The following is a 22,963-nucleotide window of genomic DNA, read 5'->3' on the forward strand; positions in this document are numbered from 1 at the left end:
CAGACCTTTCTGTTTGCCTGATGCGCGCCGCGCTCCCCCCGTCAGCGCATTACAAGCTGGCAGTCACAGTTGCTTCTGTTTCCGCATCCACGACCGGGTCCTGCCCGAACCATTCGCGGAAACCGAGGCGCGCCTGATGCAGCAACATGCCCAGCCCTCCCAGCGTTTTCAGGCCGTGCTGTTCTGCCTCAGCCAGCAGTGGGGTCAGGCGCGGCACGTAAACAATGTCCGCCACAACCAGTTTATGAGAGGCCGCTTTCAGAGACGGACGGAACATCGGGTCCGGACCGCCTTCCATGCCCAGTGAGGTGGTGTTCACCAGCAGGTCATACCCGCCCAGCCCGGCTTCCCACGTCTCCCACGGCACAACCTCCAGCCCCGGCAAAACAGCAGCAAGGCTGTCAGCCCGTGCCTGCGTGCGGTTGGTCACGGCTACATGCAGCCCCCGGTCCTGCAACGCCGCCGCGACTGACCGCGCAGCGCCTCCGGCCCCCAGCAGCAACGCCCGGCCAGACGCCGGAAGACTGATGCCGCTGGCGTCCATGCTGGCCACAAAGCCTCCGCCATCGGTTGAGAGTCCCCGAATCCGGCCATCCTCTTCAAACACCAGCGTATTGACCGCTCCGGCCCGCTGAGCGGACGGGTCCAGCTCATCCGCCAGCGCGCAGGCAGCTTCCTTGTGCGGAATGGTGACATTTGCGCCCCGGAACCCGGCGGCCTGCAAACCGCGCACGGCAGCTTCAAACTGTTCCGGCTTCACGGGCAGCGGCACATACGCGCCATCAATCCCGTAACGTCGCAGCCAGTAATTATGCAGCGCGGGAGAACGGGAGTGAGAAACCGGCCAGCCCAGCACCCCGGCCAGACGTGCCTTGCCGGTGATGATCTGAGGTTTGGAGGAAACAGAATCGGGCGTTTTGGTCATGCTGTTCTCTGGCGTTTCAGACGGGAAAACGGGAGCAAGCCCTCTCCGCACAGACGGCGAAAGGGAGCTCCTGTTTCAAAAAATGGCTTTATCAAACATTAAGGGCAACACGCACGAACGCAAAGGCGACACATTAAAGCGCCCGGAACAGTTCTGAATCGCACGCATGCAACCTGCATACCTCTCCGATTCAGTCCCACTCTCTCCCGCCTTATACTCAGCCAAGACACACGCTTACCTGCCAGACTACCGGCTGGCCTGACCCGCCTGCTTTGCAGATGCCGGAGCGGATTGCTGGTTATCCTGCGCGGTGAGCGCTTCCGTGATCTGACTGGCCCCATAGACTTTGCAGAATTGCGCCCATGCCTCCGGCAGCAGGCGCGCCAGACGCTCAGCCCAGTCTTTCTGGCCTGCTTCATCGGCAATCAGATCCTGCCGGATTTCAATTTCCAGATGCGGGAGCTGTCGTTTTTCGCCATGCAGCGGGATGGTGTAGTCGGACGTATCGGTCAGCGCATAAGGCTCATTGTCCCCCACCGTCAGACCATCCTGCCGCAGCAGGTCGAGCATGATGTGTGCCAGACGCGAATCATGATTATGCAGAATGCCGGCATGCCAGGGCCGTTTGAAGCCCCGCATTTCAGGCGTGAAGCTGTGCAGCGCCACAACCGCCGTCGGGCGACCGGCTTTCAGACGGGCATCCAGTTCCTGCGTAATGCGGCCGTGGTAGGGATGCAGAATGGTCTCATGCCGGTCGGCAATCTGCTCTGGCGTCAGCCCCGCATTGGCAGGCACCGCCGTGCCGTCGCTCACGCTGACAATGGAGGTCGGGTGACCGGGGGCGCGGTTGCAATCAATCACCAGCCGGGAATAAACCTGCTCAATCAGCACCGCAGGCAGCAGAGCGGCCAACTGACGGCCCACGCCATCAATCCCGATATCCCAACCGATATGGCGCGCGCGCTCTTCCGCACTCACGCCCAGATCCCCCAGCGCGGGCGGCACGGCGCGGCCTGCATGGTCACTTACCAGAACAAAGGGGCCGCCCTGATCGGTGCCATAGACGGCAAAACTTGAAGCTGTTTCTGCGGTGCTGTCCGTCATCCTGCATCCTTCCAATACGCAAAAAGGCCACCACGGACAAAACCGGGCGGCCTCCTGCTCAGCACTCCGGCGTTTTGCCAGAAGTCCTCATGCCTCAGCCTTTGGCGGAAGAGACAACCACGCCCGCTTCATCAGCCTGAGCGCGCACCAGACCGGCATCTTCACCCGTCAGACCTTCATCATCCAGTTCCGCGTCCGTCAGGTCATACACCAGATAGACCGGGTCGGACCCGTCCAGCGATTCTTCGCCACCCAGATCGTAGGAACGGGCTGCCACATACTCAGGCCCGCGCATTTTCTCTTCGATTTTCTTCACGGCTTCAATCGGGCTTGCGGCCTTCATGACTTCCAGCAGCACATTCGGGCCGGGATCAATCACAGCGTAGGTCGTAAGTTTGTTCGTTGCACTCATAGTCATGAACTCCTTGGAATCCTGTTCCTCTTGCCTGCGCAAGATAGGGATGATCCCGCGTTACGAAAACCCATGCCGCGTAGCAGGGCAGCCCCGCCCTCACAACAGGTGATAACGGCATCATGGCGTATCCTCACGGTTTGCGCCACGGCGCGCGCATCAGTAGGGTGCACGCTTTGCACGCTGCGCCCGTGGGCCACCCCCGCCGGATGCAGCACACAGACACTTTTAAGGATACGGGTTGGGGCATGACATGTCTCTGAGCAGCACGGACACCACGGCCTCCGGGGCCAAAGCAGACGCCAACATGCAGTGGGGCGGCCGGTTTGCCGGTGGCCCTTCCCAGATCATGCAGGCCATCAACGCCTCGATCGGGTTTGATAAAGCCATGTGGAAGCAGGATATTGCAGGGTCTCTGGCCCATGCTGCCATGCTGGCCCATACCGGCATTATCTCTGCTGAAGATGAAGCCGCCATCCGCGAGGGCCTGACAGCCATCGGCAAGGATATTGAAGCCGGCCGCTTTGAATTTTCCGAAGCGCTGGAAGATATTCACATGAATATCGAAGCACGCCTGTCCGAACGGATTGGCGAGCCCGGCAAACGCCTGCACACCGCCCGCTCCCGGAACGATCAGGTTGCGACTGACTTCCGCCTCTGGACGCGTGACGCGCTGGACGGGCTGGACCAGCAAGTGGCCTCCCTGATGCGCGCCCTCGCCCGCCGGGCGGAAGAGCATGCCTCAGACCCCATGCCCGGCTTTACCCACCTGCAAACCGCGCAGCCCGTAACGTTCGGCCACCACCTGATGGCCTATGTGGAAATGCTGGCCCGTGACCGTGGCCGTCTGGCAGACACGCGCAAACGCCTGAATGAATGCCCGCTCGGCTCCGCTGCGCTGGCTGGCACATCCTTCCCCATCGACCGGAAGATGACGGCCCGCACGCTGGGCTTTGACCGCCCAACGGCCAACTCACTCGATTCCGTGTCCGACCGGGACTTCGCGCTGGAATATCTCTCAGCCCTGTCCATCATGGCCATGCATCTCTCCCGTCTGGCGGAAGAGATTGTGATCTGGTGTTCCTCACCGTTCTCCTTCATCCGGCTGTCCGATGCGTTCACCACTGGCTCGTCCATCATGCCGCAAAAGCGCAACCCGGATGCTGCTGAACTGGTGCGGGCCAAAACCGGCCGCATTACCGGCAGCCTTGTCAGCCTGCTGACGGTCATGAAGGGCCTGCCGCTGGCCTACGCCAAGGATATGCAGGAAGATAAAGAGCCGGTTTTTGCTGCCACCGATGCCGCCGCCCTCTCCCTCGCTGCCTGTGACGGCATGGTGCGGGATATGACGGCCAATACCGCCCAAATGCGTGCGCTGGCTGGCTCCGGCTTTTCCACCGCGACCGACATTGCCGACTGGCTGGTGCGGGTGCTCAAGGTGCCGTTCCGCACCGCGCATCACGTCACGGGTCGTCTGGTCGCCAAAGCGGAAGAAAAAGGCGTCGATCTGGCCGATCTGTCTCTGGCAGAGATGCAGGCGGAAGAACCCGGCATTACGGATGATATTTATTCCGTACTGACGGTTGAAGCCTCCATTGCCTCCCGCACCAGTGAAGGAGGCACCGCCGGCAGCAATGTGCAGCGTGAAGCCCGCAAATGGCTGGCCGCACTGGATGCTGAACCTGTGGCTGAACACAAAGGGGCGTGAGCATGAAGATCCGTCTGATTGTCAGTTTTCTGGCGCTGGTCGTGCTGGCCCTGCCGCTGAGCGGCTGCGGCAAAAAAGGCTCTCCCCATGCGCCGGGACCGCAGGATAAAATCATTTATCCGCAGGGCTATCCGCCCGCCGACTAAGCTGGCTGCACTGGCATGATGACTGGCAATCTGTCAGGCTGGCGGTATAACAGAACAAACACGCTCCGGGTCCGGCAGAAGCCGCCCTGCCCCATGGGTGCCGGAGCATTTTATTTTCAAGGCTTACGCGCCCCATGGCCGATGATGTGACGTTTCATGACCCGGACCCATCCGTTGCGGAGCTGCTGGCCAGCCGTCCGTTTCTGGAGATGGACCCGCTCTGCGGCCTGATGCTGGATAGCGTGGCGCTTAACGCCATTGCGGATAAAGTCGGCACCCCCTGCTGGGTGCTGAGCGGTGACACCCTGCGCGCACGCATGCACCGGATGCGGCAGGCCATGCAGGATGCCGGGCTGAACGCCTCCATCCATTACGCCGTGAAAGCCAATGACCATCTGGCCGTTCTCTCTCTCCTGCGTGAAGAAGGCTTTGGTGCAGATATCGTCAGTGGTGGCGAACTGGCCCGCGCGCTTAAAGCCGGCATCCCGGCCAGCCACATCGTGTTTTCCGGCGTGGGTAAAAGTGATGCCGAGCTGGAGCATGCCATCGGTCTGGGCATTGGGCAGATTAATGTGGAAAGTGCGGAAGAGCTGGACATTATTTCCGGCATTGCCCGCAAACTCGGCAAAGACGCTACCATCACCCTGCGCGTAAACCCGGACGTGGACGCTAAAACCCACGCCAAAATCACCACCGGTCTGGCCGCCAACAAGTTTGGCATTCCGTATGATGACGCCGCAGCCCTTTACGCCCGAGCTGCCAGCCTGCCGGGCATTCGCGCAGTCGGGTTCTCCACCCACATAGGCAGCCAGATCACCTCCGTTGCGCCTTATCGGGCAGCCTATGCCCGCATTGCCGAACTGGTGCAGACCGTGCGCGCTGCGGGTCAGACGGTTGAAGTCATGGATTGCGGCGGCGGCCTTGGCATTTCCTATCGCAACGAGCCGGAAGGCCAGCCGGAAGCACTGGCCGGGGCCATCAGGGCGGAACTCGGCGGCCTGAATGTCCGTCTGGCCATTGAGCCGGGGCGCTGGCCCGTTGGCCCGTCCGGCCTGCTGCTCAGCACCATTATTCTGAACAAGGCGCGTGGTGATGAAGCCCCGTTCCTTGTGCTGGATGCCGCCATGAATGACCTGCTGCGCCCCAGCATGTATGATGCCTGGCATGGCATTGTTCCCCTCAGCCCGCATGACGCCGCCCTGCCCGCTGCCCCGGCCCATGTGGTTGGCCCGGTGTGTGAAAGTGGGGATACCTTCGCGCGGGACCGCGCCCTTCCCCCCATGCAGCGCGGCGCACGCGTCGCCATTCTGGACACCGGGGCTTACGGCGCTGTCATGAGCTCCACCTACAACAGCCGCCCGCTGGCAGCGGAAGTGCTGGTAGACAAGGGTTCATGGCACGTCATCCGCCCTCGCCAGCCGCTTGAAGCCCTGTGGCAGGATGAAAGCGTGCCCTCCCACCTTGCCGGAACCGCATGAAGACGGCGGATCTGAAACAGGATCTGGCCTCCTCCACTGCGGACGGAGGTTCTCTGGCGGCCCGGCTGGCGACCGTCCGCCAGCACGCGGCCTTTGTGCTGCATACCGAACAGCTCTGGCCCGCTCTTCAGCCCACGCTGGCGCTCCTTGGCGTGTATGGCGTAGCGGGGCTTTTACGCCTGCCGCAACATCTGCCGGACGGGCTGCGGCTTGTGGCTGTTGCCGGATGGCTCAGCCTGTGCGGATGGCGGCTGCATAATGACCTCTCCCGCCTGAAGGCCCCCACCGCGGACGCCATTGACCGCCGGATTGAACGCGCCTCCGGCCTCCACAACCGTCCGCTTGCCACCCTGACAGATCAGCCCGCCGGTGCCCGCAAAGGCCGGCCGCAGCCGTTGTGGCAGGCACATCAGCAGCGCGTTCTGGCCTCTCTGGGCACGTTACGCGCCGGATGGCCACGTTTGCTGCCTGCCAGTCCGGCGCGCCGCTGGATTGGGGCGGCTCTGCTGGCGGCTTTCGTTGGCACCGGGGTTATGGCGGGGTCGTCCGCGCCCGGTCGTCTTCTCGCCGCGTTCATCCCCGGCCGGGATGATCCGGACGTGCCGATGGCGCATGTGGAAGCGTGGATCACGCCTCCGGCTTACGCACCGGAAGCCCCGGTTTTCCTCAACTCTAATGCTCCCGCTCCTTCCGTCCCGGAAGGCGCGCGGCTGACCGTTATTGTCACGGGCCTGTCCTCCCACCCGGTTCTGCGCAGCGCAGGCGGGCTGGTCATGCAGGATGAAGCGCGTCAGACGCTGGACCGTCAGAGCTGGAAAATTGAAGTCACCCTGCGCCACAGCGGCCTTGTGCGCGTCGCGGGACGAGGCCGCACGCTGGCCCGCTGGCCGGTCACGGTTCTTCCCGATGCGGCCCCGACCGCTGCATGGGGCCCAAACCCGGGCGCAGGCAAAACAGACTGGCGCACCCGCCTGCCGTATGAAGCCGCTCACGCCTACGGGCTGGCCTCGCTCTCTGTGCAGCTACATCTGGTTCATCCGGGGCGCGGGCCGTCCCGCACGCTCACAGTGCCTCTGCCTCTCAGCGGTCATCCCAAATCAGCCAAGGGTATCAGCACGCCGGACCCCTCAGAAGACCCATGGGCGGGCGAGGAAGTAACCGGCAACGTGGTGGCCACTGCCGTCAGCGGGCATGAGGGCCAGAGCAAACCCACCACCTTCCGGCTGGGCGCGCGTGTGTTCCACTCCCCCGTGGCCCGCGCGGTGCTGGACCTGCGCAAACGCTTTGCTCTGGGGCGCGAAAGCCGGAGTGAGACCGCAACAGACCTCGCCGCACTTGGCGAAACCCCCGGCCCGATTAATGACCACACGGGCATGTTCCTGACCCTCACCAGCCTCGTCGCCATGCTGGACGACAAGGAAGTGGATACGGAAACCGCCCGCACCAGCACGACGAATCTGTTGTGGGATCTGGCGCTGGATATTGAAGACCGCCGCAAAGGCGATGATGCCAGCGCTCAGGCCTCCATTGAGGTACGCGCCGCTCAGGCTGCCGTGGCCCAGCAGTTGCAGCACATGCGGGAAGACGGCCAGCAATCCCCGCAGGCGCGGGAGGAACTGGAAGCCCGGCTGAAAACCCTGAAAGACGCCATTGCCCGCAAGATGCAGGCTCTCGCAGCGCAGGCCATGCGGGAACATACGGCCATTCCGGATCTGCCCGGTTTTTCCAAAGCCGGGGACAAGGCCTTTTCCCGCCTGATGCAGCAGTTGCAGCGTGATGCCGCCAACGGCCATTCTGCCGATGCTCTGCAACGGCTGCAACAAATGGAAGACGCCACCGAGCGCATGCGCAACGCCACCCCGCAGGATATGGCAGCCATGGCGCAGCAGATGGTGGCGCAGCAGAAAGCGCGTGAACAGGGCGCCGCCTTGCGGGACCTGACAGGCAAGGAAACATCCCTGCTGGACCACGCACAGTCGCGTCTGGATGAAACACTCCGCGCTCAGTCCCGCCAGCAGAACGACATGGATCAGGACGAAGACGGCGACGAAGATTACGGCGCGATGTCCACCTCCGAACTGCTGCGTAAGCTGGGTCTCCCCGTGCCCCCGGGCACTGACCAGAATGCCCCCTCGCCGCACGCAGCCCCTCAGCATCCAGACGCCTCTTCAGGCGATGCGCAGCAACCCGCTCTGGACCCGGCCAAAGCCGAAGCGCAGGCCGCTGCACGCCGCACAGAGCGCGCCACTCAGCACGCGCTGGACCGGGCATTGGATGAGCTGAAAGACGAATTCAAGGAACTGACCGGCAAAACGCCCGCGGCCTTCTCAGACGCACAGAAAAGCATGCACGATGCCCGCAAGGCATTGGCCGACGGAGATGATGCCGCCGCCGCCACTGCGGAAGAAAAAGTGCTGGAAGCCCTCCGCAAAAGCCGCCAGCAGATGCAGGACAGCATGAAAGGCAACGGCCAGAACGCGACCCCGAGCTTCCTGCCCGCTTTTGGCGGCAATAGTGGCGGCCAGCCCGGTGGACAGGGTGAAGGGTCGCAAGGTCAGGGTAGCGCAGACGAAGGCGATGGGGGAGCCTCGCCCTCTGATGACGCGGATGACAGCGACGGTCAGGAGAACGGCAAAGACAAGCGTGACCCGCTGGGCCGTCGCATGGGTGAAGGCGGGGATCAGGCCCCGGACGACGGTACGCATATCCCCGATAACGTCGCCCGCCAGCGCGCGCGTGAGATTGAGCAGGAACTGCGCCGCCGCGATTCCGACCGCACCCGCCCCCAGCAGGAACTGGACTATCTGGACCGCCTGCTCAAACCCTTCTGAAGCCAGAAAAGGGCCGCCTCGGCCTTGCTTCCGGTCGCTCAAAAGCCCTAGGGTCTCAGCCATCTTTTAATGGATATGAGTATCGGCTTTCATGGCTCGTTTTCTAGTTACTGGTGGCGCCGGATATGTTGGCAGCCACGTTGTTCTTGCCCTTCTGGATGATGGGCATGACGTTGTGGTGTTCGACAGCCTGCGCACGGGCCATCGCTCTGCCGTGCCGGATGCGGCAACGTTCATTCATGGGGATCTGGCGGATCTGGAGTGCCTGAACCGTGTGCTGGCCGATGGTCCGTGGGATGGTGTGCTGCATTTTGCCGCCCTCTCTCTGGTGGGTGAGAGCATGCAGGACCCGATGCTCTATATGTCCGCCAATGCGGGCATCGGCTTCGGGCTGATTGATGCCTGCGTGCGCCACGGCATCAAACGGTTTGTGTTTTCCTCCACGGCGGCTCTGTTCGGCTCTGCCGGGGATGAACCGATCAGCGAAGACACCCCTGTTGACCCCGGCTCCCCGTATGGTGAGAGCAAATACATGGTGGAACGCGCCCTGTACTGGGCCGACCGTATCCATGGCCTGAAGAGCGCGTGCCTGCGCTACTTCAACGCCGCCGGTGCTGATCCTGCTGGCCGCGCCGGGGAAGACCATCGCCCGGAAACGCATCTGATCCCGCTGGTGATTGATGCCGCCCTCAAACGCCGCGCGGCTCTGACCCTGTTCGGGCAGGATTACCCCACGCCAGACGGCACCTGCATCCGTGACTATGTGCATGTCACGGATCTGGCCCGCGCGCATCTGGCCGTTCTGCCCCTGCTGAACGAGAAGAGCGTGACGTTTAACGTTGGTACCGGGCGCGGCAATTCCAACCGTGAAATTATTGAAAGCGTCGCCCGCGTGACCGGGCTTGAAGTGCCCTGGCAGGCAGGTGACCGCCGCCCCGGTGACCCGCCGTGTCTGGTGGCCAGCCCCAAACGCCTGATGGCCGCCACCGGCTGGGCTCCGGAATTCACGGATATCGACCGTATTGTGGAAACCGCCTTTGCATGGCGCAAAGACCACCCGCAGGGTTATGCAGACTAAGCCGAAACACTTTCCCTTGGCCCTGCTTTACGTCTGTTTGCAGACATTACGCAGGGCTTTGCCCGCGAGGTGTGAGCTCGCCGCATTTGTAACAGCCGGGGCAGCCATGTCTCTGCTGTTACCCACTCTCCCTGCTTATGCAGAAGGCCCAGATTACCGCACCCATCTGGCCGGGGTCACGCCCTTTGCGGACCCTCGGCAGCGCGTCTCCACCACACAGGCCCCGTGGTCTGCCATTGGCCGCGTGCAGACGGAACTCGGTTCCCGCTGCACCGGCTTTCTGATCAGCCCTGTGCTGGTAGAAACAGCAGCCCATTGCCTCTGGCTCACGCAGCCTCAACGTTTTGTTCAGCCCAGCAGCGTGCATTTTCTGCGCGCCTATAGTGGCGATAAATTCACGGCCCATGCGCGCGTTGTCCGCTTTATTGTGCCCCCCGGTTATGCGCCCAACAAAGAAAGCCTGAGCGCTGGGCTGGACCATGCCACACTGGTGCTGGACCACCCGGTTGCGCGCCCGGATGAGGCCTTTCACGTCAGCACCACACCCGACGACATTAAACCCGGCATGGCGGTTGTGCTGGGAGGCTACGAGCAGAACATGCCGGACGTCATCACGGCGGATCTGCATTGCCATATGACCGGCCTGACGCACGACAGGAGCGGCAATCCTCTGTTCTCCCATGACTGCGCCGGCACACACGGCAGCAGCGGCGCCCCCCTGCTCTATCAGGACGCCTCTGGCTGGCATGTGCTGGGGGTGCAGGTTCTGGCGAGCAGCGCCCACGCAGGCGGTCAGGCTGTGCCGCTCTTAAATAGTCGAAGCGGCACGTCGGAAGATCCGCAATAGCGTTTTCTTCCTAGCGTAACACGCCATCCCGCACCTTACCGTGCGGTGACCAACGCGCTTTGCAGCAACCTCCCGCACGCGCCCTTCCAAAAAGCGCAAGACATTCGTAACGCCGTCAATCCTGCGCAGGCAGTTCTGCACTCCGTGCCGCAGCCTCCAGAATCGTTTTCAGTAAACCGGGAAAGCGCGCCTCCAGCTCAGCATCCCGCAGGCTGTTCATGTGAGTCACACCCACAACCAGAGTCCGCACCAGCCCCGCTTTTCGCAGCACGCTAAAATGGTGAGAGACGGAGGATTTCGGTCTGTCTCCCTGTAACGGCGCGCAGGGTTGCGGCTGCAAAACCGAGAGTTTCTGCACAATGGACAGCCGATACGGGTCGGACAGCGCATGCAGAATGGCCGTTAACTGAAACGCCTCTGCAGGCGGATGCTCATACTGCTTCATACGTTTTTCCTGCCCTTTGCCCTTGCGCACGATAATAGTTCGATTATTGTCGAACTATTCACTCACCCGCGTCATTTTGAAAAAGGGCCTCATCCATGCCAACTCTCTTTGACCCCTATACCTTAAAAGACGTCACCTTACGCAACCGTATTACTGTTGCCCCCATGTGCCAGTATATGGCGCAGGATGGTGTGCCGAATGACTGGCACCATGTGCATTACGCCGGCCTTGCCCGGGGCGGCTCTGGTCTGGTGGTGGTGGAAGCCACGGGCGTTTCTCCCGAAGGCCGCATCACCCCGGGCTGCCTCGGCCTGTGGAATGATGAACAGGCTGCGGCTTTCGCCCCGATTGTGGAGTCCATTCGCAAGGCTGGCGCTGTGCCGGGCATTCAGATTGCGCATGCAGGCCGCAAGGCAAGCGCTAACCTGCCGTGGGAAGGGGATGACCACATTCCTGAAGGCGACCCGCGCGCCTGGCAGCCCATTGGCCCCTCTGCCATTCCGTTTGGTGCCAACCTGCCCCGCACGCCGACGGAAATGACGCTGGACGATATTGCCCGCGTGAAAGCAGACTTTGTCAAAGCCGTGGAACGCGCACGGGATGCAGGCTTCCAGTGGCTGATGCTGCATTTTGCGCACGGCTATCTCGCGCAGAGCTTCTTCTCCCCGGACGCTAACAAACGCACAGACCAATATGGCGGCTCAGCTGAAAACCGGGGGCGTTTTCTGGTGGAAACACTGGAGGCTGTGCGGAAAGTCTGGCCGGAAAACCTGCCGCTGACTATTCGGTTTGGCGTAATTGAATTTGACGGCCATGATGACGAAAACCTGCGGGATTCCGTTGCCCTCCTCAAAAAACTCAAAGAATCCGGGCTGGATTTTCTGGATGTGAGCATCGGCTTCTCCACCCCAAACGGCCAGATCCCGTGGGGTGCGGCGTTCATGGCGCCGTATGCACACCAGATCAAACAGGAAACCGGCCTGCCCGTTTCCACCTCCTGGTATATCAGTGAAGGGCGACAGGCTGATGCGCTGATCCGCACCGGCACGCTGGACGCCGTCGCTCTTGGCCGCCCGCTGCTGGCTGATCCGCACTGGCCCTACGCTGCGGCGCGGGCCGTGCATAAAAAGCAGCCCGCTGGCGTTCTGCCCCCACCGTATGGCTGGTGGCTGAACCGCTACCAGTAAAGCCTGCCAGCCTCCTCTCTGTTCGTCCCCATCACGGGAAGCAGAGAGGATTTTCTTGCAGACACGATTTCTTTGCAAAAGCCTGAAAGAGCGGAGCCACATGCCCCGCTCTTTCAGATACAATCTGATAATCAGTGACTATTTTAAAATCCTATTAGGCGGCCTCAAAATACGGCTTCATGCCTCTGGCCTGCATTTTCAAAACAGCCATTTAAAGCCACTCTGTAAAATACCTTACTCCAGAAGAGTTTTTCAGGACTCTTTTTTCGGCATCCCAACGCACTGCTCCGGCCCCGGAAAACTGCGGTTCCGCACGGCTTCGGCATACTCCGCCACGGCTTTATCCACCTGCTCGCCAATCGCCGCAAAGCGTTTAACAAAACGCGGGGTGAAATCAGAGAAAAGCCCAAGCATATCTTCCCCGACCAGAATCTGACCACCACAGGCCGGAGAGGCCCCAATGCCGATTGTCGGCACGGAGAGCGTTTCCGAAATCTCACGCGCCAGCGGTTCCATGGTGCTTTCAATCACAATGGAAAAAGCCCCGGCGGCTTCAATCGCTTTTGCGTCCTGCATCACCTGCTCGGCCTCGCTCCCACGCCCTACGGTGCGGAAACCGCCGTGCGTATGCACAGCCTGCGGCTTGAGGCCGATATGGCCGATGACCGGAATACCGCGCTGGGTGAGGAAGTGGACAGTTTCAGCCATTTCCACGCCGCCTTCCAGCTTCACGCAGCCAGCCCCGGTTTTCGCCATGATTTCGGCCGAGACAGCAAAGGCCTGCTGCGGGCTCTGCTGGTAGCTGCCAAATGGCAGATCAATCGCCACACACGCACGCTGGCTGCCGCGCACCACGGCCTGCCCGTGCGCAATCATCATCTCCGGCGTAACGGCCAGCGTGGAGTCCATGCCATAGACCACCATGCCCAGAGAATCCCCCACCAGCAGGAGGTCACAATGCGGGTCCATCAGGCGGGCCATGGGGGTGGTGTAGGCCGTCAGCGCGACAATGGGGGCGTCCAGCGCCGCGAGGGACCGCGGGGTGTGCCGTCTGGCTGTCACATGTTTGCTCAAGACTGTCTCTCCTGCTCAAAAAAGCTGCTGAGCGGCACCTTTCACGCCTGATGGCACCCCTGTCCACCCATCGCCTGCAAAGTTTTTTCCTGAATACGGAAAGAGAATGAAAACAGAGTGTTGACAACAGGCCGCCTGACCTCTAATTCCTCCCTCAACAACCCCGGAGGAGTGCCCGAGTGGCTAAAGGGGGCGGACTGTAAATCCGCTGGCGTACGCCTACGTTGGTTCGAATCCAACCTCCTCCACCATTGTTGTTTCTTCCAGCATAAATAAATATTTAGATCATAACTAAGATGTTTCTAAATTTAGTCTTTTGGTGCCCGCTGACTACTCTACGCACTTAGGCCCTAACTGCTACCGTAAAATCCGACGCAGTTCCTCAATGGTAAGCCACGGACGTTTCGCGTGAATCATACGATGACAATTCGCACAAAGAAGAGCCAAATCACTTAGTTGAGTTTTTATCTCCCCAGACAACTCGGCAAGCGGTTTAATGTGATGGCACTCTATAAAACCTACCCCACGCTCCCCATATCGTTTCACGAAATCGAAGCCACAAGCTTCGCATACTAAACAGCCCTTTTTTGCAAGAACATCATCTTTTTTGTTCTTCACTATCTCCCAAGAACGCTCTCGCCGGCTATGAACCGCAGTTAATAAGCGTCCTTCTACCGCCTCGGCTCCCTCTAATTCATCAATTGGTAGCCCATCGAGCTTTCCCGAAACATCTCGACTTAAAGATGCAATCGCAGAGCGAATAGCAGCAGCTGTTTCAATTAAATAATCAGGACAATTCCAAAAATTGTTCCAAACCTCTGCTTCTAGCTTAGAACCGGCTTTAAGTCCTGCCAAATGACCATATTTTGGGTCATGGACTCTTAGGTTCATCAGTTTCATTTTGATGCCATTAGTATTTCGTAGCGTATGACCTACGTAACCTTGCCCTTGCCAGAATTGATTAAGTAATTGGCTTAACTCTATGACTTTTTCGTCGTTTCCCTTAGGCCAACCGCCCTCAAACTGGCGATAAAGATCCAGCGCGAGAATAATTTCATCTCTACTCCAGGCCGGATTTCTTTTCGATTTTTCTTCAGATTTCACAGCTTTATTAGCGCCAATACACTTTACCAATTAACGCACAAATAACGGAAGACCAGGAACCAAACCTAACACTCCTCCTCCGCCATTCCTCAGCACCGCCCCTGCCCATCCAGATACTTCCGCAGGCCCTTGCGGCCTTTTTTGAGCAGGATTGGCAAAATCAGCCGCCAGACGCGGGGCATCATCAGCATCAACTGAGCCAGAATGCCATCTGAGCTGGGGCAGAACACCTCCGCACGCGGGCGGCGCAGCAGGCCCATCACAATAGCGGCTATGCCGTCTGCGGTGGCGGGAGCGGTGACGAAGTTGAGCGGTGAGCCACCGTTATCAATCTCGCGCTTGAGCATGGGCGTATCGACCGCGCCCGGAAAAACGGACGAGACATGGATGCCGCGTTTGCGCACATCCTGCGCCAGAGAGAGCGCAAACCCGCGCAGCCCAAACTTGCTGGCCGTGTAGATACTGCTGCCCTCCAGCGGCACGAGAGCGGCCATGGAGTTGATAAACACCACATGCCCGCCAGAGGGGATATGCGGCAGCAGCTTCATGGTCAGGAGAATGGGGGCTTCAAGATTGACGGCCAGCTGGCAGGAGACAGAGGCGGTATCCCCGCCCCCCATACGCTGCGGCACAATCACACCGGCGCAATGCACCAGCGCCTGCACCCGGCAACCGAGCGTAGCAATCTGCGCCACAACCTGTTCAATCTGCTCAGGCTTCGTCAGGTCACACGACATCGGCGTGACAAACGGCTGCGCCTCACCCCCACTCCGGCTGAGCGCCAGAACATGATAGCCAGCCGCCACCAGACGGCTGACAAGCGGCACACCAATGCCACCCGCGGCCCCGGTTACAAGGGCCAGCGGGCGGGTTGAAGAGCGAAGATGTTCAGAAGTCGTCACGAGAGCAAAGCCATCCATTCTTTTGGCTAGCATTCGCCCGTTTTTGTGAGACGTGCAAGAGAGGCCACCTGGTTATCAGCCTTACAGTACGCGCCCGGCTACCACCTTCAACTTACTGATAAGCGCAGGGTCCCGCGCTTCCGGGGCGGTAATCAGGGCATATTCCAGCGCTCTGTCACACCCGGCAGAACACAGACCGCGCGGCTGACCGAGGGCGGGAATCACCGCTTTCACCAGCGCCTTCGCTTTGGCGGAGTTGCCCTGCATGGTTTTCACCACGCTTTCTACCGTCACGTTGTCGTGGTCTTCGTGCCAGCAGTCATAATCCGTCACCATGGCGACGGTCGCGTAGCAAATCTCGGCTTCCCGCGCCAAAGTCGCTTCCGGCATATTGGTCATGCCAATCACGGAGCAGCCCCATGAGCGGTAGAGGTTGCTTTCCGCACGGGTGGAAAACTGCGGACCTTCCATCACCAGATACGTGCCGCCACGGGTCGCCTCAATATTCAGCGCCTTGGTCTGGGCTTCCAGCACGTCGCCAATACGGGCGCACAGCGGGTCAGCCATGGAGATATGGGCGACGCAGCCCGTGTCAAAAAAGCTTTTTTCCCGCCAGATGGTACGGTCGATAAACTGATCAACAATCACAAAATGCCCCGGCGGCAGCTCTTCTTTCAAAGACCCGACGGCAGAGAGCGAGACAATGTCCGTCACGCCGGACATTTTCATGGCCGCAATATTGGCGCGGTAGTTCAGGCGAGACGGCGGAATGGGGTGCCCCCGGCCATGGCGCGGCAGAAAGACGCAGCGCACGCCATCCAGTCTGCCAAACAGAAGCTGGTCAGACGGCAGACCCCACGGGGTTTCAACAGTCCGCCATTCCTTCTCTTCCAGCCCGTCAATATTATACAGGCCGGACCCGCCAATAAGACCGATGACGGGTTCCACAACTTCATTTTGAGACATGAGACCAGATTCTCCGTTTCAGGATAACAAGAAGACAGGCGAGAAAACACAGATAGAGCACAACCCCAACCCCCAGCCTGCGTTTGTCATCCGCATGCGGGTTGGAAATCCACGCCAGAAAGGTTGTGACATCCCGCGCTTCCTGCTGCGCAGTGGGCTGGTTACCATCCGCATACAGCACGGCATTGTCCCGCAAAGGCGGCGGCATGGCTGTGCGGTGGCCAATGGCATAGGGGTTGGCAAACCCTGCTTCCGGGGGCGTTGGCGCAGGATGCCTTTCTGCATCAGTCCCGGCGCCAGAGGCAGGCACATAGCCCGTCAGCAACGCATATACGCGATCTGGCCCGCCGGGATAGACCTGCGTAATGCGGGACAAATCAGGCGGCACTGCGCCACGGTTTGCGGCGCGTGCGGCATCCGGGTCCGCATAAGGCCGGGGCAGCGCATCATCCGGGGTAGCTTTGCGATGTTTGAGATGCCCTCCCGCATCCCGCCCTGCGGCAACCTGCCAGGAGGCCGCAAGAGCCGTCACCTGCTCCGGGCTCAGCCCCATATCGCCAAGGTCGGAAAAATGCACCTGCGTCAGGCTGTGGCAGGAGGCACAAACGCCGGCAAACACCGCATAGCCGCGCTGCACGGCACCCAGATCAAAATGTCCTAAAGGCCCGTTGAAAGACCAGTTCTGTGCAGGCGCATGGGCCGGAGCTCCCGGGGGAGGCGCTGCCAGTGCGGAGGGTGTGAACGCACCGTGCCCAACCGGCGTGACGGAAGAAACCAGCACGCCCAGCGCAACACGCGGCAACCAGCGCAAACCATGCCAGCGAACAGCCGCGAGAGACCGCACCGGGAAAGACCTCCGCGTCTTCAAGACCGTGCCTCCTTACGTGCCAGCCGACTATAAAATGGCAGAAAACCGAGGAAATAGAGGTAATATCCCAGCGTCGCCAAACGCCCGACCAGCAACCAGACACCCTGCACATGGTGCCGCCCTGCAAGCCCGGCCAGCACAAAGGAACAGACCAGAACCGCCAACGCCACACGTGGCAGCCAACGCAGGCCGCCCCACCGGCCAGCCGCAAAGGTGGCGGACGTCCCCCGGTCCAGCAAGGGCACAAACAACAGGATGGCCACCGCGCCACCAGACACCAGCAGCCCGAAAAACTTGGAGGGCACAGCCTGCAACATCCCGTAAAACGGCAGGAAATACCATTCCGGCTCAATGTCCGCAGGGGTATGCAGAGGGTTGGCCGGACGGTAATTTTCCACCTCAGTCACCAGCCCCGGCCAGAGGCACATGACCAGCGTAAACAGAATGGCCAGCACGACCACGCCCAGACCATCCTTGACGGTAAAATAAGGATGGAACGGGAGCATCCGTGCCCGGCTCTGCCCCATGGCACCCGATGGACTGGTGCTGCCTCTGGCATGCAGAACCGCCACATGCAGGATCACCATGCCGACAATGGCAAAAGCAAGCGTGAAGTGCAGCACGAACATCCGGTGCAATGTGGCCGTGCCCGGCGCGTCACCGCCCAGAAAAACCCGCTCCAGCGTATTCCCTGCCAGCGGGATCGCGCCAACAGCTTTGCCTGCTACATCGGCCCCCCAATAGGACATCTGGCCCCATGGCAGCACATACCCGGCAAAAGCAGTAATCATCACCATCATCAGCAGAACCGTGCCAACGCCCCACAGCCCCTGACGCGGCGCACGGTAGGAGCCGTAACACAGCCCCCGGAACACATGCAGATAGAGGGCAGCCATAAAGAACGTAGCCCCCGTCATATGCATACTGCGCAGAAGCCAGCCGAAGGGCACGCGTCGCTCCAGTGTTTCGACTGAGGTAAAGGCCAGCGAGGCATCGGGCGTATAAGTCAGCGCCAGTGTCAGGCCGCTCAGCAACATAAGAGCCAGAACGGCCACCAGCATGGCACCAATGGTCCAGAGCAGGTTGAGGTCTCGCGGCAGGAGAAACGCCATATATTCACGCACAAACCCATAGGCCGTATGTGTTTGTGCTGGACCACCCGCTACGGAACCAGCGGATGCTTCCGGCACGGGCTGCACCGCAACCGGCCCCGTTGGCGGCTGATAGGCCTGATCCTGACACGATGGTGTGCCTGCCATCCGTTCCCCCTCACCTCTGCCAGACACGGCATCCCGAACGCCGTACAGAAACAGTGTTGTCGTGTTTAACGATGAACGGCATGATCTTGCAATGATCGTCAGGAAGGCGCACCTCTAAGGCCTTTAGCAGGCGCGGGTGAGCCTCCATCCGCGCGTGAGAGGAAAAAAGACCCGGCTATGACTCCCACCAAAGCGTATTCTGTGCCCGCCCATACAGCTCTGAAAGCGGAAGCTAAAGAGTGGTTTGAAACCCTGCGTGACAGGATCTGCGCTGCCTTTGAGCAGATAGAGCAGGACGCCGTGCAGCAGAACGCGCCTATCCTGCCGGGGCATGAAGCCGCAGGCCAGTTTGAGCGCAAAAGCTGGAACCGCCAGAATCAGGACGGCACCCCCGGCGGTGGCGGCGTGATGAGCCTGATGCGGGGCCGCGTTTTTGAAAAAGTGGGCGTGAATGTCTCCACGGTGGAAGGCACATTCTCCCCGGAATTTGCTGCCACCATTCCCGGTGCGTCGGAAGACCCGCGCTTTTTTGCAACCGGCATCAGCCTTGTGGCGCATATGTGCAGCCCGCTGGTGCCTGCAGCGCACTTCAACACCCGCATGATCATCACCACGCAGGGTTGGTTTGGCGGCGGCGGGGATATTACCCCCATGTTCCCCGAAAGTGCGGAAGCCATTGATGACGCCGCCCGTTTCCACGCCGGGTTTGAGCAGGCCTGCGCCCGCCATGACCCCGAGTATTATCCGCGCTTCAAAGCCTGGTGTGACAAATATTTCTACCTGCCGCACCGCAACGAACCGCGCGGTCTGGGCGGCATCTTTTATGACCGGCTGGATAGCGGGGACACTGCGCAGGACTTCGCCTTTACCAAAGATGTCGGCCTTGGTTTTCTGGAAACCTACCCCGAAATTATCCGGGACCGGATGATGGAACCCTGGACGCCGGAACAGCGCGAGGCGCAGCTCATCCGCCGTGGTCGCTATGTGGAGTTCAATCTTCTGCATGATCGTGGCACGCTGTTTGGCCTGAAAACCGGAGGTCATACGGAAGCGATTCTGATGAGCATGCCGCCGGAAGTGAAGTGGCCCTGAGCGACCGACCGTAATTTTGCCGCAGATCGCTGGTGCGGTCTGGCGGGGCTTGCAGGACTCCACTCCCTGAGTCTCCCGGCCCCGCCCCTTTAAGGACGCTCAGACAGATACGCCGACTGGGAGGTTTTTCACACGTGCCGCGCACTGATCAGCCAGATCATTCTTCTTCCGCCAGACCGTTCTCCCGCCGCCTGCTCTTGAGCGGTCTGGGAGGCGCCGCTGTCGCGTCTCTGCTGCCGCGCCACGCCGCACGCTCCGCCACGCCGCTGAATACCCAGCCTCTGCCGCCGCTGATTGTAGGCGGCGCGTCCGAGAGCATCTGTGGCCAGTGGGCCGCCCTGCTGGCCCCGATCCTTGCGGAAGAGATGCATTATGCAGATCCCTTCCCTCTCCGCCTGACCACCGGCTGGGATGGTGTGACGGGTGGCAATCTGTTTGACATTCAGCAGGAACAGGCGACCCCGCCCTCTGGCCTGGTCGTGCCCGGCTCCGGCCTGATTGCCGCTCTGACGGGCGATCCCCGCGTGCATTACGATGCCCAGCGCTGGCTCCCCGTTTTCATGAGCTGTCAGCCCACAGTCACCATTGGCAAAATCAGCCTGCACCGCAGTTTTGCCAGCTTCCTGCAGGGCCGCCCCTTACGCGTGGCCGTTTCTGCTGTTTCCGGCCCGGAACTGCCCACCCTTGTGGCTCTGGACCTTTTGGGCATGCATCCTTTGCCCGCTCCGGGCTACGGCACGCCAGACACCGCCATTGCCGCGCTGAAGGCCGGCACTGTGGATGTCATTCAGCTTCCATTTGACGAAGAGTATGAAGAACGGATGGCCTCCCTGCAGGATGATGAGCCGAACACGCAGCCCCTTTTCTCCAATGTGCTGCCGGCTTCAGTCTCCCCGCGCCTGCGGCTGCCACCTGACTTCACGACCATTTTCAAACAGGAAAGAAAGCGCCTGCCCTCCGGGCGGCTCTATGACGTGTGGAAAACAGCGGCTTCGGCTGCCAGTCTGAAAGCCGGGCTGATGCTGCCCAACCTGTCTCCGCCAGATCTGGTCGCCCGGTTCCGGCACGCCGCACAGGTCGCTGCCAATGAGCCTGCTTTACGCGCCCACGCCCGGGAGCAGAATCAGCTGCTTTTTGCAGGTCTCCCCTGCTCAACACTCTATGCGGATATGATGCCGGATCTGGACCGTATTCTGGCGCTCCGCCGGTGGCTGTCCGTTAATATTCCGCGCTGGCGGGATGCCCCTGCGGGCAAGCCGTTACCGCCGACGGCGACGCAGCAGAATACGGACTGACCCCTTATTCCCCGCATGGGGATAGGCCACGCCCAGAATCCGGTGGCGCATCTCCGCGCGAGCCAGCCAGTGGGGCAGCTCTCGCCGCAGGATGCCGCCCTCCTGCCCGGTGCCAAGGCCTGTCACCACTTCCACGCAGCGCAGGCCGCACCGGAACGACACATCCATAAATTCCATCAGTCGGCGGAACGCATCTTCCGCAACCATGCCGTGCAGGTCGAGCCGCCGCTCCACCTTCATCTTGCCGTCGGTAAAGGTGCGCCAGCTGTAATTATCGACACCCGGAGAACGCCGCCCGATTTCCTCCACCGGCTGCACCACATGCTGCACCCGCACAGGAGGCACGGCGGCTGGCACAAACAGCGGGATATCAACCGTCGTCAGACGTCTTTTATGCCGGGGCTGTTTTTTCTGCGCGGCCAGAGCCAGACGCTTGCCTTTGGCCTCTTCCGCCGCAGTCGCCTGCTCATCTTCAGTAGCATTATCGGGGGATAGGCCGGCACGCGGCACATGCAAGGGCGCTACGTCCCGCACCACTATGGACCACAGCGCCTTTTCTTCTTCACGGAGATGACGCCGCCTGACCACTGGTATTCCTTCCCAAATAAAAACGGCCCCTTGGCAAGCTTATCACCTGCCGAGGGGCCGTCTTTCAAGGGACCAGCGCATTTATCTGGCTGATCCCTCGTTTTTTCTGCGCATTACCGGGCTGGAGCAGGCTGCCCCATGTCGGCCAGAGAGTGACCTTCATACTTCCCGGTCAGGCTCTTGAGGAACGCTACAATGTCGCTCACGTCCTGATCAGAAATAGCTGCATCCGGCGTCTGATATTTCGCCATTTTCCGCACGGCCTCGTCCAGCGTCTTCACGCTGCCATCGTGGAAATACGGGGCAGACTGGTCGATGTTCCGCAGGGTGGGGACCACAAAGCGGAAGTGATCTTCGTCCTTGTGCGTAACATCATAGCGGCCTTCATCAGCAGCTGTAAGCTTGCCGCCACGATCCTTGAAGTAATCGCCTTCCAGACCCATCGCTTCATAGGCACCACCGCCCACACCAATGCCGCTATGGCAGCCCGAGCAGCCGATGCTCTTGAACTTTTCATAGCCACGTTTGGCCTGTTCACTCAGCGCGCTGGTGTTGCCCTTCAGATAGTCATCAAAGGGGCTATCCGGCGTGATCAGCGTTTTTTCAAACTCGGCAATTGCGGAGGTGATGGTATTCTGGTCCATCGCCGCATCTGCGCCAAAGGCGGACTGGAACATCGGTGCGTATTCCGGATTGACCGCCAGCTTCTGCGCCACACCGGCCCAGTCATGCGAGCCCATTTCCACCGGGTTCATCACGGGGCCAGCAGCCTGTGCTGCCAGATCATCCGCACGACCGTTCCAGAACTGGGCAATCTTGAAGTACGCGTCATACACCGTCGGCACATTGATGGGGCCTTTCTGGCCGCCAATGCCCGTGGCCGTCACCAGATGGTCCACGCCACCGTGGTTCAGGTCATGGCAGCTTGCGCAGTTCAGCGTGCCGTCACCAGAGAGGTTTTTGTCAAAGAACAGCTTGCGGCCCAGCGCAACCTTGGCGGCATCCACCGGCACGCTTTCCGGCACGGGGCGGATAGGCTCCCCGGCAAACTGGGAGGCCGCACCCGTGTTGGCGTAGTATTTGCGGCGGGTGTCTTCCACCCACTTCAGCACAGCCTGACGCTCCCCGTCAGAGAGATGCGCATGCCAGTGCATGAGCAGATACATGCTCGGCGGCATACGGTTCTGCGTAATGACTTCTTCAATACGGGACAGCTGCTCTTCCGTCGGCGGCTTGCCTTCCTTGAAGGCTTCCAGAACCGGCTCAATGCGGAAATGACGCAGACCTTCATGCAGGTCTTTTTCCATCAGCTGGTTGGCAATCGGCAGCTTGAAATAGAACGGCAGATCACGGCCCGTCGCGTGGCAGTAGTCACAGCGGGATTCCCGCACAGCATTAAAGGCGGCAAGAGCCACTGGGTCTTTTAACGTCGGTGAAGCAGCAGGTAATTCGGGGGCCGTCACATGGTCAAAATGGGTAAGGAAGGCAATTGTTCCACCATAAGCCAGAACACCTACCCCTACTAACGAGGCTATTAATCTGCGCAACACCACAACTCCTGAGTTCTTAGAAACACTGCATAGCTTTTATTCGCTGTTGCCAGGGTTGTGTTTGATACATGTCAAAATGTCAAAACGATTATTTTCATAAAAAT

The 22,963-nt window shown here is 60.5% G+C and carries 21 protein-coding genes and 1 tRNA gene; 10 read left to right on the top strand and 12 right to left on the bottom strand.

The window, feature by feature from the left end; translation table 11 throughout:
* Positions 1-49: 49 nt before the first annotated feature.
* The 3 genes from KP703_RS00790 to KP703_RS00800 form a co-directional block, all read right to left on the bottom strand.
* Positions 50-925 carry a shikimate dehydrogenase gene (locus KP703_RS00790; protein WP_215753493.1) on the bottom strand — a complete coding sequence of 292 codons (876 nt, stop codon included), beginning with the start codon at positions 923-925 and terminating at the stop codon, positions 50-52.
* A 246-nt stretch (positions 926-1,171) separates the two neighbouring features.
* On the bottom strand, positions 1,172-2,029 hold the full coding sequence (locus KP703_RS00795; protein WP_215753494.1) for an N-formylglutamate amidohydrolase: 858 nt from the start codon (positions 2,027-2,029) through the stop codon (positions 1,172-1,174).
* A gap of 94 nt (positions 2,030-2,123) precedes the next feature.
* Positions 2,124-2,447, bottom strand: a complete 324-nt coding sequence (locus KP703_RS00800; RefSeq protein ID WP_215753495.1) for a hypothetical protein — start codon at positions 2,445-2,447, stop codon at positions 2,124-2,126.
* Between the two features lie 247 nt (positions 2,448-2,694).
* On the opposite strand from KP703_RS00800, the gene argH reads away from it, so the two are divergent.
* The 6 genes from argH to KP703_RS00830 all read left to right on the top strand — a co-directional run bounded on the left by argH (position 2,695) and on the right by KP703_RS00830 (position 10,529).
* A complete protein-coding gene (gene argH, locus KP703_RS00805) occupies positions 2,695-4,149 on the top strand; it encodes an argininosuccinate lyase (RefSeq protein WP_062270883.1) in 1,455 nt (484 codons plus the stop codon).
* A gap of 2 nt (positions 4,150-4,151) precedes the next feature.
* A complete protein-coding gene (locus KP703_RS00810) occupies positions 4,152-4,295 on the top strand; it encodes a hypothetical protein (RefSeq protein WP_167375208.1) in 144 nt (47 codons plus the stop codon).
* Between the two features lie 134 nt (positions 4,296-4,429).
* Positions 4,430-5,773 (top strand): diaminopimelate decarboxylase, encoded by a 1,344-nt coding sequence (gene lysA, locus KP703_RS00815; RefSeq protein WP_215753496.1) that lies wholly within the window; start codon positions 4,430-4,432, stop codon positions 5,771-5,773.
* On the top strand, positions 5,770-8,604 hold the full coding sequence (locus KP703_RS00820) for a DUF4175 domain-containing protein (protein ID WP_215753497.1): 2,835 nt from the start codon (positions 5,770-5,772) through the stop codon (positions 8,602-8,604). The genes lysA and KP703_RS00820 overlap by 4 nt, the downstream gene beginning before the upstream one ends.
* A gap of 91 nt (positions 8,605-8,695) precedes the next feature.
* Complete coding sequence (galE, locus tag KP703_RS00825) at positions 8,696-9,682, top strand: UDP-glucose 4-epimerase GalE (RefSeq protein ID WP_062250719.1); 987 nt, start codon at positions 8,696-8,698, stop codon at positions 9,680-9,682.
* A gap of 106 nt (positions 9,683-9,788) precedes the next feature.
* Positions 9,789-10,529, top strand: a complete 741-nt coding sequence (locus KP703_RS00830) for a trypsin-like serine protease (RefSeq protein WP_252353724.1) — start codon at positions 9,789-9,791, stop codon at positions 10,527-10,529.
* Positions 10,530-10,644: 115 nt separating this feature from the next.
* On the opposite strand, the gene KP703_RS00835 is transcribed toward KP703_RS00830, so the two are convergent.
* Positions 10,645-10,974, bottom strand: a complete 330-nt coding sequence (locus KP703_RS00835; RefSeq protein WP_215753499.1) for a helix-turn-helix transcriptional regulator — start codon at positions 10,972-10,974, stop codon at positions 10,645-10,647.
* 95 nt (positions 10,975-11,069) lie between these two features.
* Here KP703_RS00835 and KP703_RS00840 point away from each other — a divergent pair, with 95 nt between their 5' ends.
* Positions 11,070-12,161: an NADH:flavin oxidoreductase/NADH oxidase gene (locus KP703_RS00840; protein ID WP_215753500.1), complete on the top strand. Its 1,092-nt coding sequence runs from the start codon at positions 11,070-11,072 to the stop codon at positions 12,159-12,161.
* Between the two features lie 252 nt (positions 12,162-12,413).
* Here KP703_RS00840 and panB read toward each other — a convergent pair whose 3' ends face one another.
* Positions 12,414-13,235, bottom strand: a complete 822-nt coding sequence (gene panB / locus KP703_RS00845) for a 3-methyl-2-oxobutanoate hydroxymethyltransferase (protein WP_062140796.1) — start codon at positions 13,233-13,235, stop codon at positions 12,414-12,416.
* Positions 13,236-13,400: 165 nt separating this feature from the next.
* Between panB and KP703_RS00850 the strand changes: the two genes are divergently transcribed.
* A tRNA-Tyr gene (locus tag KP703_RS00850) sits at positions 13,401-13,486 on the top strand.
* Positions 13,487-13,592: 106 nt separating this feature from the next.
* On the opposite strand, the gene KP703_RS00855 is transcribed toward KP703_RS00850, so the two are convergent.
* The 5 genes from KP703_RS00855 to KP703_RS00875 all read right to left on the bottom strand — a co-directional run bounded on the left by KP703_RS00855 (position 13,593) and on the right by KP703_RS00875 (position 18,334).
* Positions 13,593-14,339 (bottom strand): HNH endonuclease, encoded by a 747-nt coding sequence (locus tag KP703_RS00855; protein WP_215753501.1) that lies wholly within the window; start codon positions 14,337-14,339, stop codon positions 13,593-13,595.
* 89 nt (positions 14,340-14,428) lie between these two features.
* Positions 14,429-15,241: an SDR family NAD(P)-dependent oxidoreductase gene (locus tag KP703_RS00860; RefSeq protein ID WP_373687407.1), complete on the bottom strand. Its 813-nt coding sequence runs from the start codon at positions 15,239-15,241 to the stop codon at positions 14,429-14,431.
* 81 nt (positions 15,242-15,322) lie between these two features.
* Positions 15,323-16,207 carry an S-methyl-5'-thioadenosine phosphorylase gene (locus KP703_RS00865; protein ID WP_215753502.1) on the bottom strand — a complete coding sequence of 295 codons (885 nt, stop codon included), beginning with the start codon at positions 16,205-16,207 and terminating at the stop codon, positions 15,323-15,325.
* The gene (locus KP703_RS00870; protein ID WP_252353741.1) at positions 16,194-16,934 is read right to left on the bottom strand and encodes a cytochrome c1; all 741 of its coding nucleotides are present in this window, start codon (positions 16,932-16,934) and stop codon (positions 16,194-16,196) included. Before KP703_RS00870 ends, KP703_RS00865 begins: the two co-directional genes overlap by 14 nt.
* 137 nt (positions 16,935-17,071) lie before the next feature.
* Positions 17,072-18,334, bottom strand: coding sequence for a cytochrome b N-terminal domain-containing protein (locus tag KP703_RS00875; protein ID WP_252353742.1), 1,263 nt, complete (start codon positions 18,332-18,334; stop codon positions 17,072-17,074).
* A 177-nt stretch (positions 18,335-18,511) separates the two neighbouring features.
* Between KP703_RS00875 and hemF the strand changes: the two genes are divergently transcribed.
* Together hemF and KP703_RS00885 are read left to right on the top strand one after the other, a co-directional pair.
* Positions 18,512-19,426: an oxygen-dependent coproporphyrinogen oxidase gene (gene hemF, locus KP703_RS00880; protein WP_215753503.1), complete on the top strand. Its 915-nt coding sequence runs from the start codon at positions 18,512-18,514 to the stop codon at positions 19,424-19,426.
* 134 nt (positions 19,427-19,560) lie between these two features.
* Complete coding sequence (locus KP703_RS00885; RefSeq protein ID WP_215753504.1) at positions 19,561-20,721, top strand: hypothetical protein; 1,161 nt, start codon at positions 19,561-19,563, stop codon at positions 20,719-20,721.
* On the opposite strand, the gene KP703_RS00890 is transcribed toward KP703_RS00885, so the two are convergent.
* Positions 20,686-21,309, bottom strand: a complete 624-nt coding sequence (locus KP703_RS00890) for a Smr/MutS family protein (protein WP_215753505.1) — start codon at positions 21,307-21,309, stop codon at positions 20,686-20,688. The genes KP703_RS00885 and KP703_RS00890 overlap by 36 nt on opposite strands.
* Before the next feature lie 113 nt (positions 21,310-21,422).
* Positions 21,423-22,856: a cytochrome-c peroxidase gene (locus KP703_RS00895; RefSeq protein ID WP_215753506.1), complete on the bottom strand. Its 1,434-nt coding sequence runs from the start codon at positions 22,854-22,856 to the stop codon at positions 21,423-21,425.
* Between the last annotated feature and the right edge of the window lie 107 nt (positions 22,857-22,963).

The organism is Acetobacter sp. P5B1 (assembly GCF_018811985.1).
Classification (GTDB): Bacteria; Pseudomonadota; Alphaproteobacteria; order Acetobacterales; family Acetobacteraceae; genus Acetobacter; species Acetobacter cerevisiae.

Coding starts and splice junctions, on each gene's coding strand:
- KP703_RS00835 (WP_215753499.1), bottom strand. CDS start 10,974: ATGAAGCAGTATGAGCATCCGCCTGCAGAGGCGTTTCAGTTAACGGCC.
- KP703_RS00790 (WP_215753493.1), bottom strand. CDS start 925: ATGACCAAAACGCCCGATTCTGTTTCCTCCAAACCTCAGATCATCACC.
- hemF (WP_215753503.1), top strand. CDS start 18,512: ATGACTCCCACCAAAGCGTATTCTGTGCCCGCCCATACAGCTCTGAAA.
- galE (WP_062250719.1), top strand. CDS start 8,696: ATGGCTCGTTTTCTAGTTACTGGTGGCGCCGGATATGTTGGCAGCCAC.
- KP703_RS00865 (WP_215753502.1), bottom strand. CDS start 16,207: ATGTCTCAAAATGAAGTTGTGGAACCCGTCATCGGTCTTATTGGCGGG.
- KP703_RS00795 (WP_215753494.1), bottom strand. CDS start 2,029: ATGACGGACAGCACCGCAGAAACAGCTTCAAGTTTTGCCGTCTATGGC.
- KP703_RS00820 (WP_215753497.1), top strand. CDS start 5,770: ATGAAGACGGCGGATCTGAAACAGGATCTGGCCTCCTCCACTGCGGAC.
- KP703_RS00840 (WP_215753500.1), top strand. CDS start 11,070: ATGCCAACTCTCTTTGACCCCTATACCTTAAAAGACGTCACCTTACGC.
- KP703_RS00800 (WP_215753495.1), bottom strand. CDS start 2,447: ATGACTATGAGTGCAACGAACAAACTTACGACCTACGCTGTGATTGAT.
- KP703_RS00830 (WP_252353724.1), top strand. CDS start 9,789: ATGTCTCTGCTGTTACCCACTCTCCCTGCTTATGCAGAAGGCCCAGAT.
- argH (WP_062270883.1), top strand. CDS start 2,695: ATGTCTCTGAGCAGCACGGACACCACGGCCTCCGGGGCCAAAGCAGAC.
- KP703_RS00810 (WP_167375208.1), top strand. CDS start 4,152: ATGAAGATCCGTCTGATTGTCAGTTTTCTGGCGCTGGTCGTGCTGGCC.
- KP703_RS00875 (WP_252353742.1), bottom strand. CDS start 18,334: ATGGCAGGCACACCATCGTGTCAGGATCAGGCCTATCAGCCGCCAACG.
- lysA (WP_215753496.1), top strand. CDS start 4,430: ATGGCCGATGATGTGACGTTTCATGACCCGGACCCATCCGTTGCGGAG.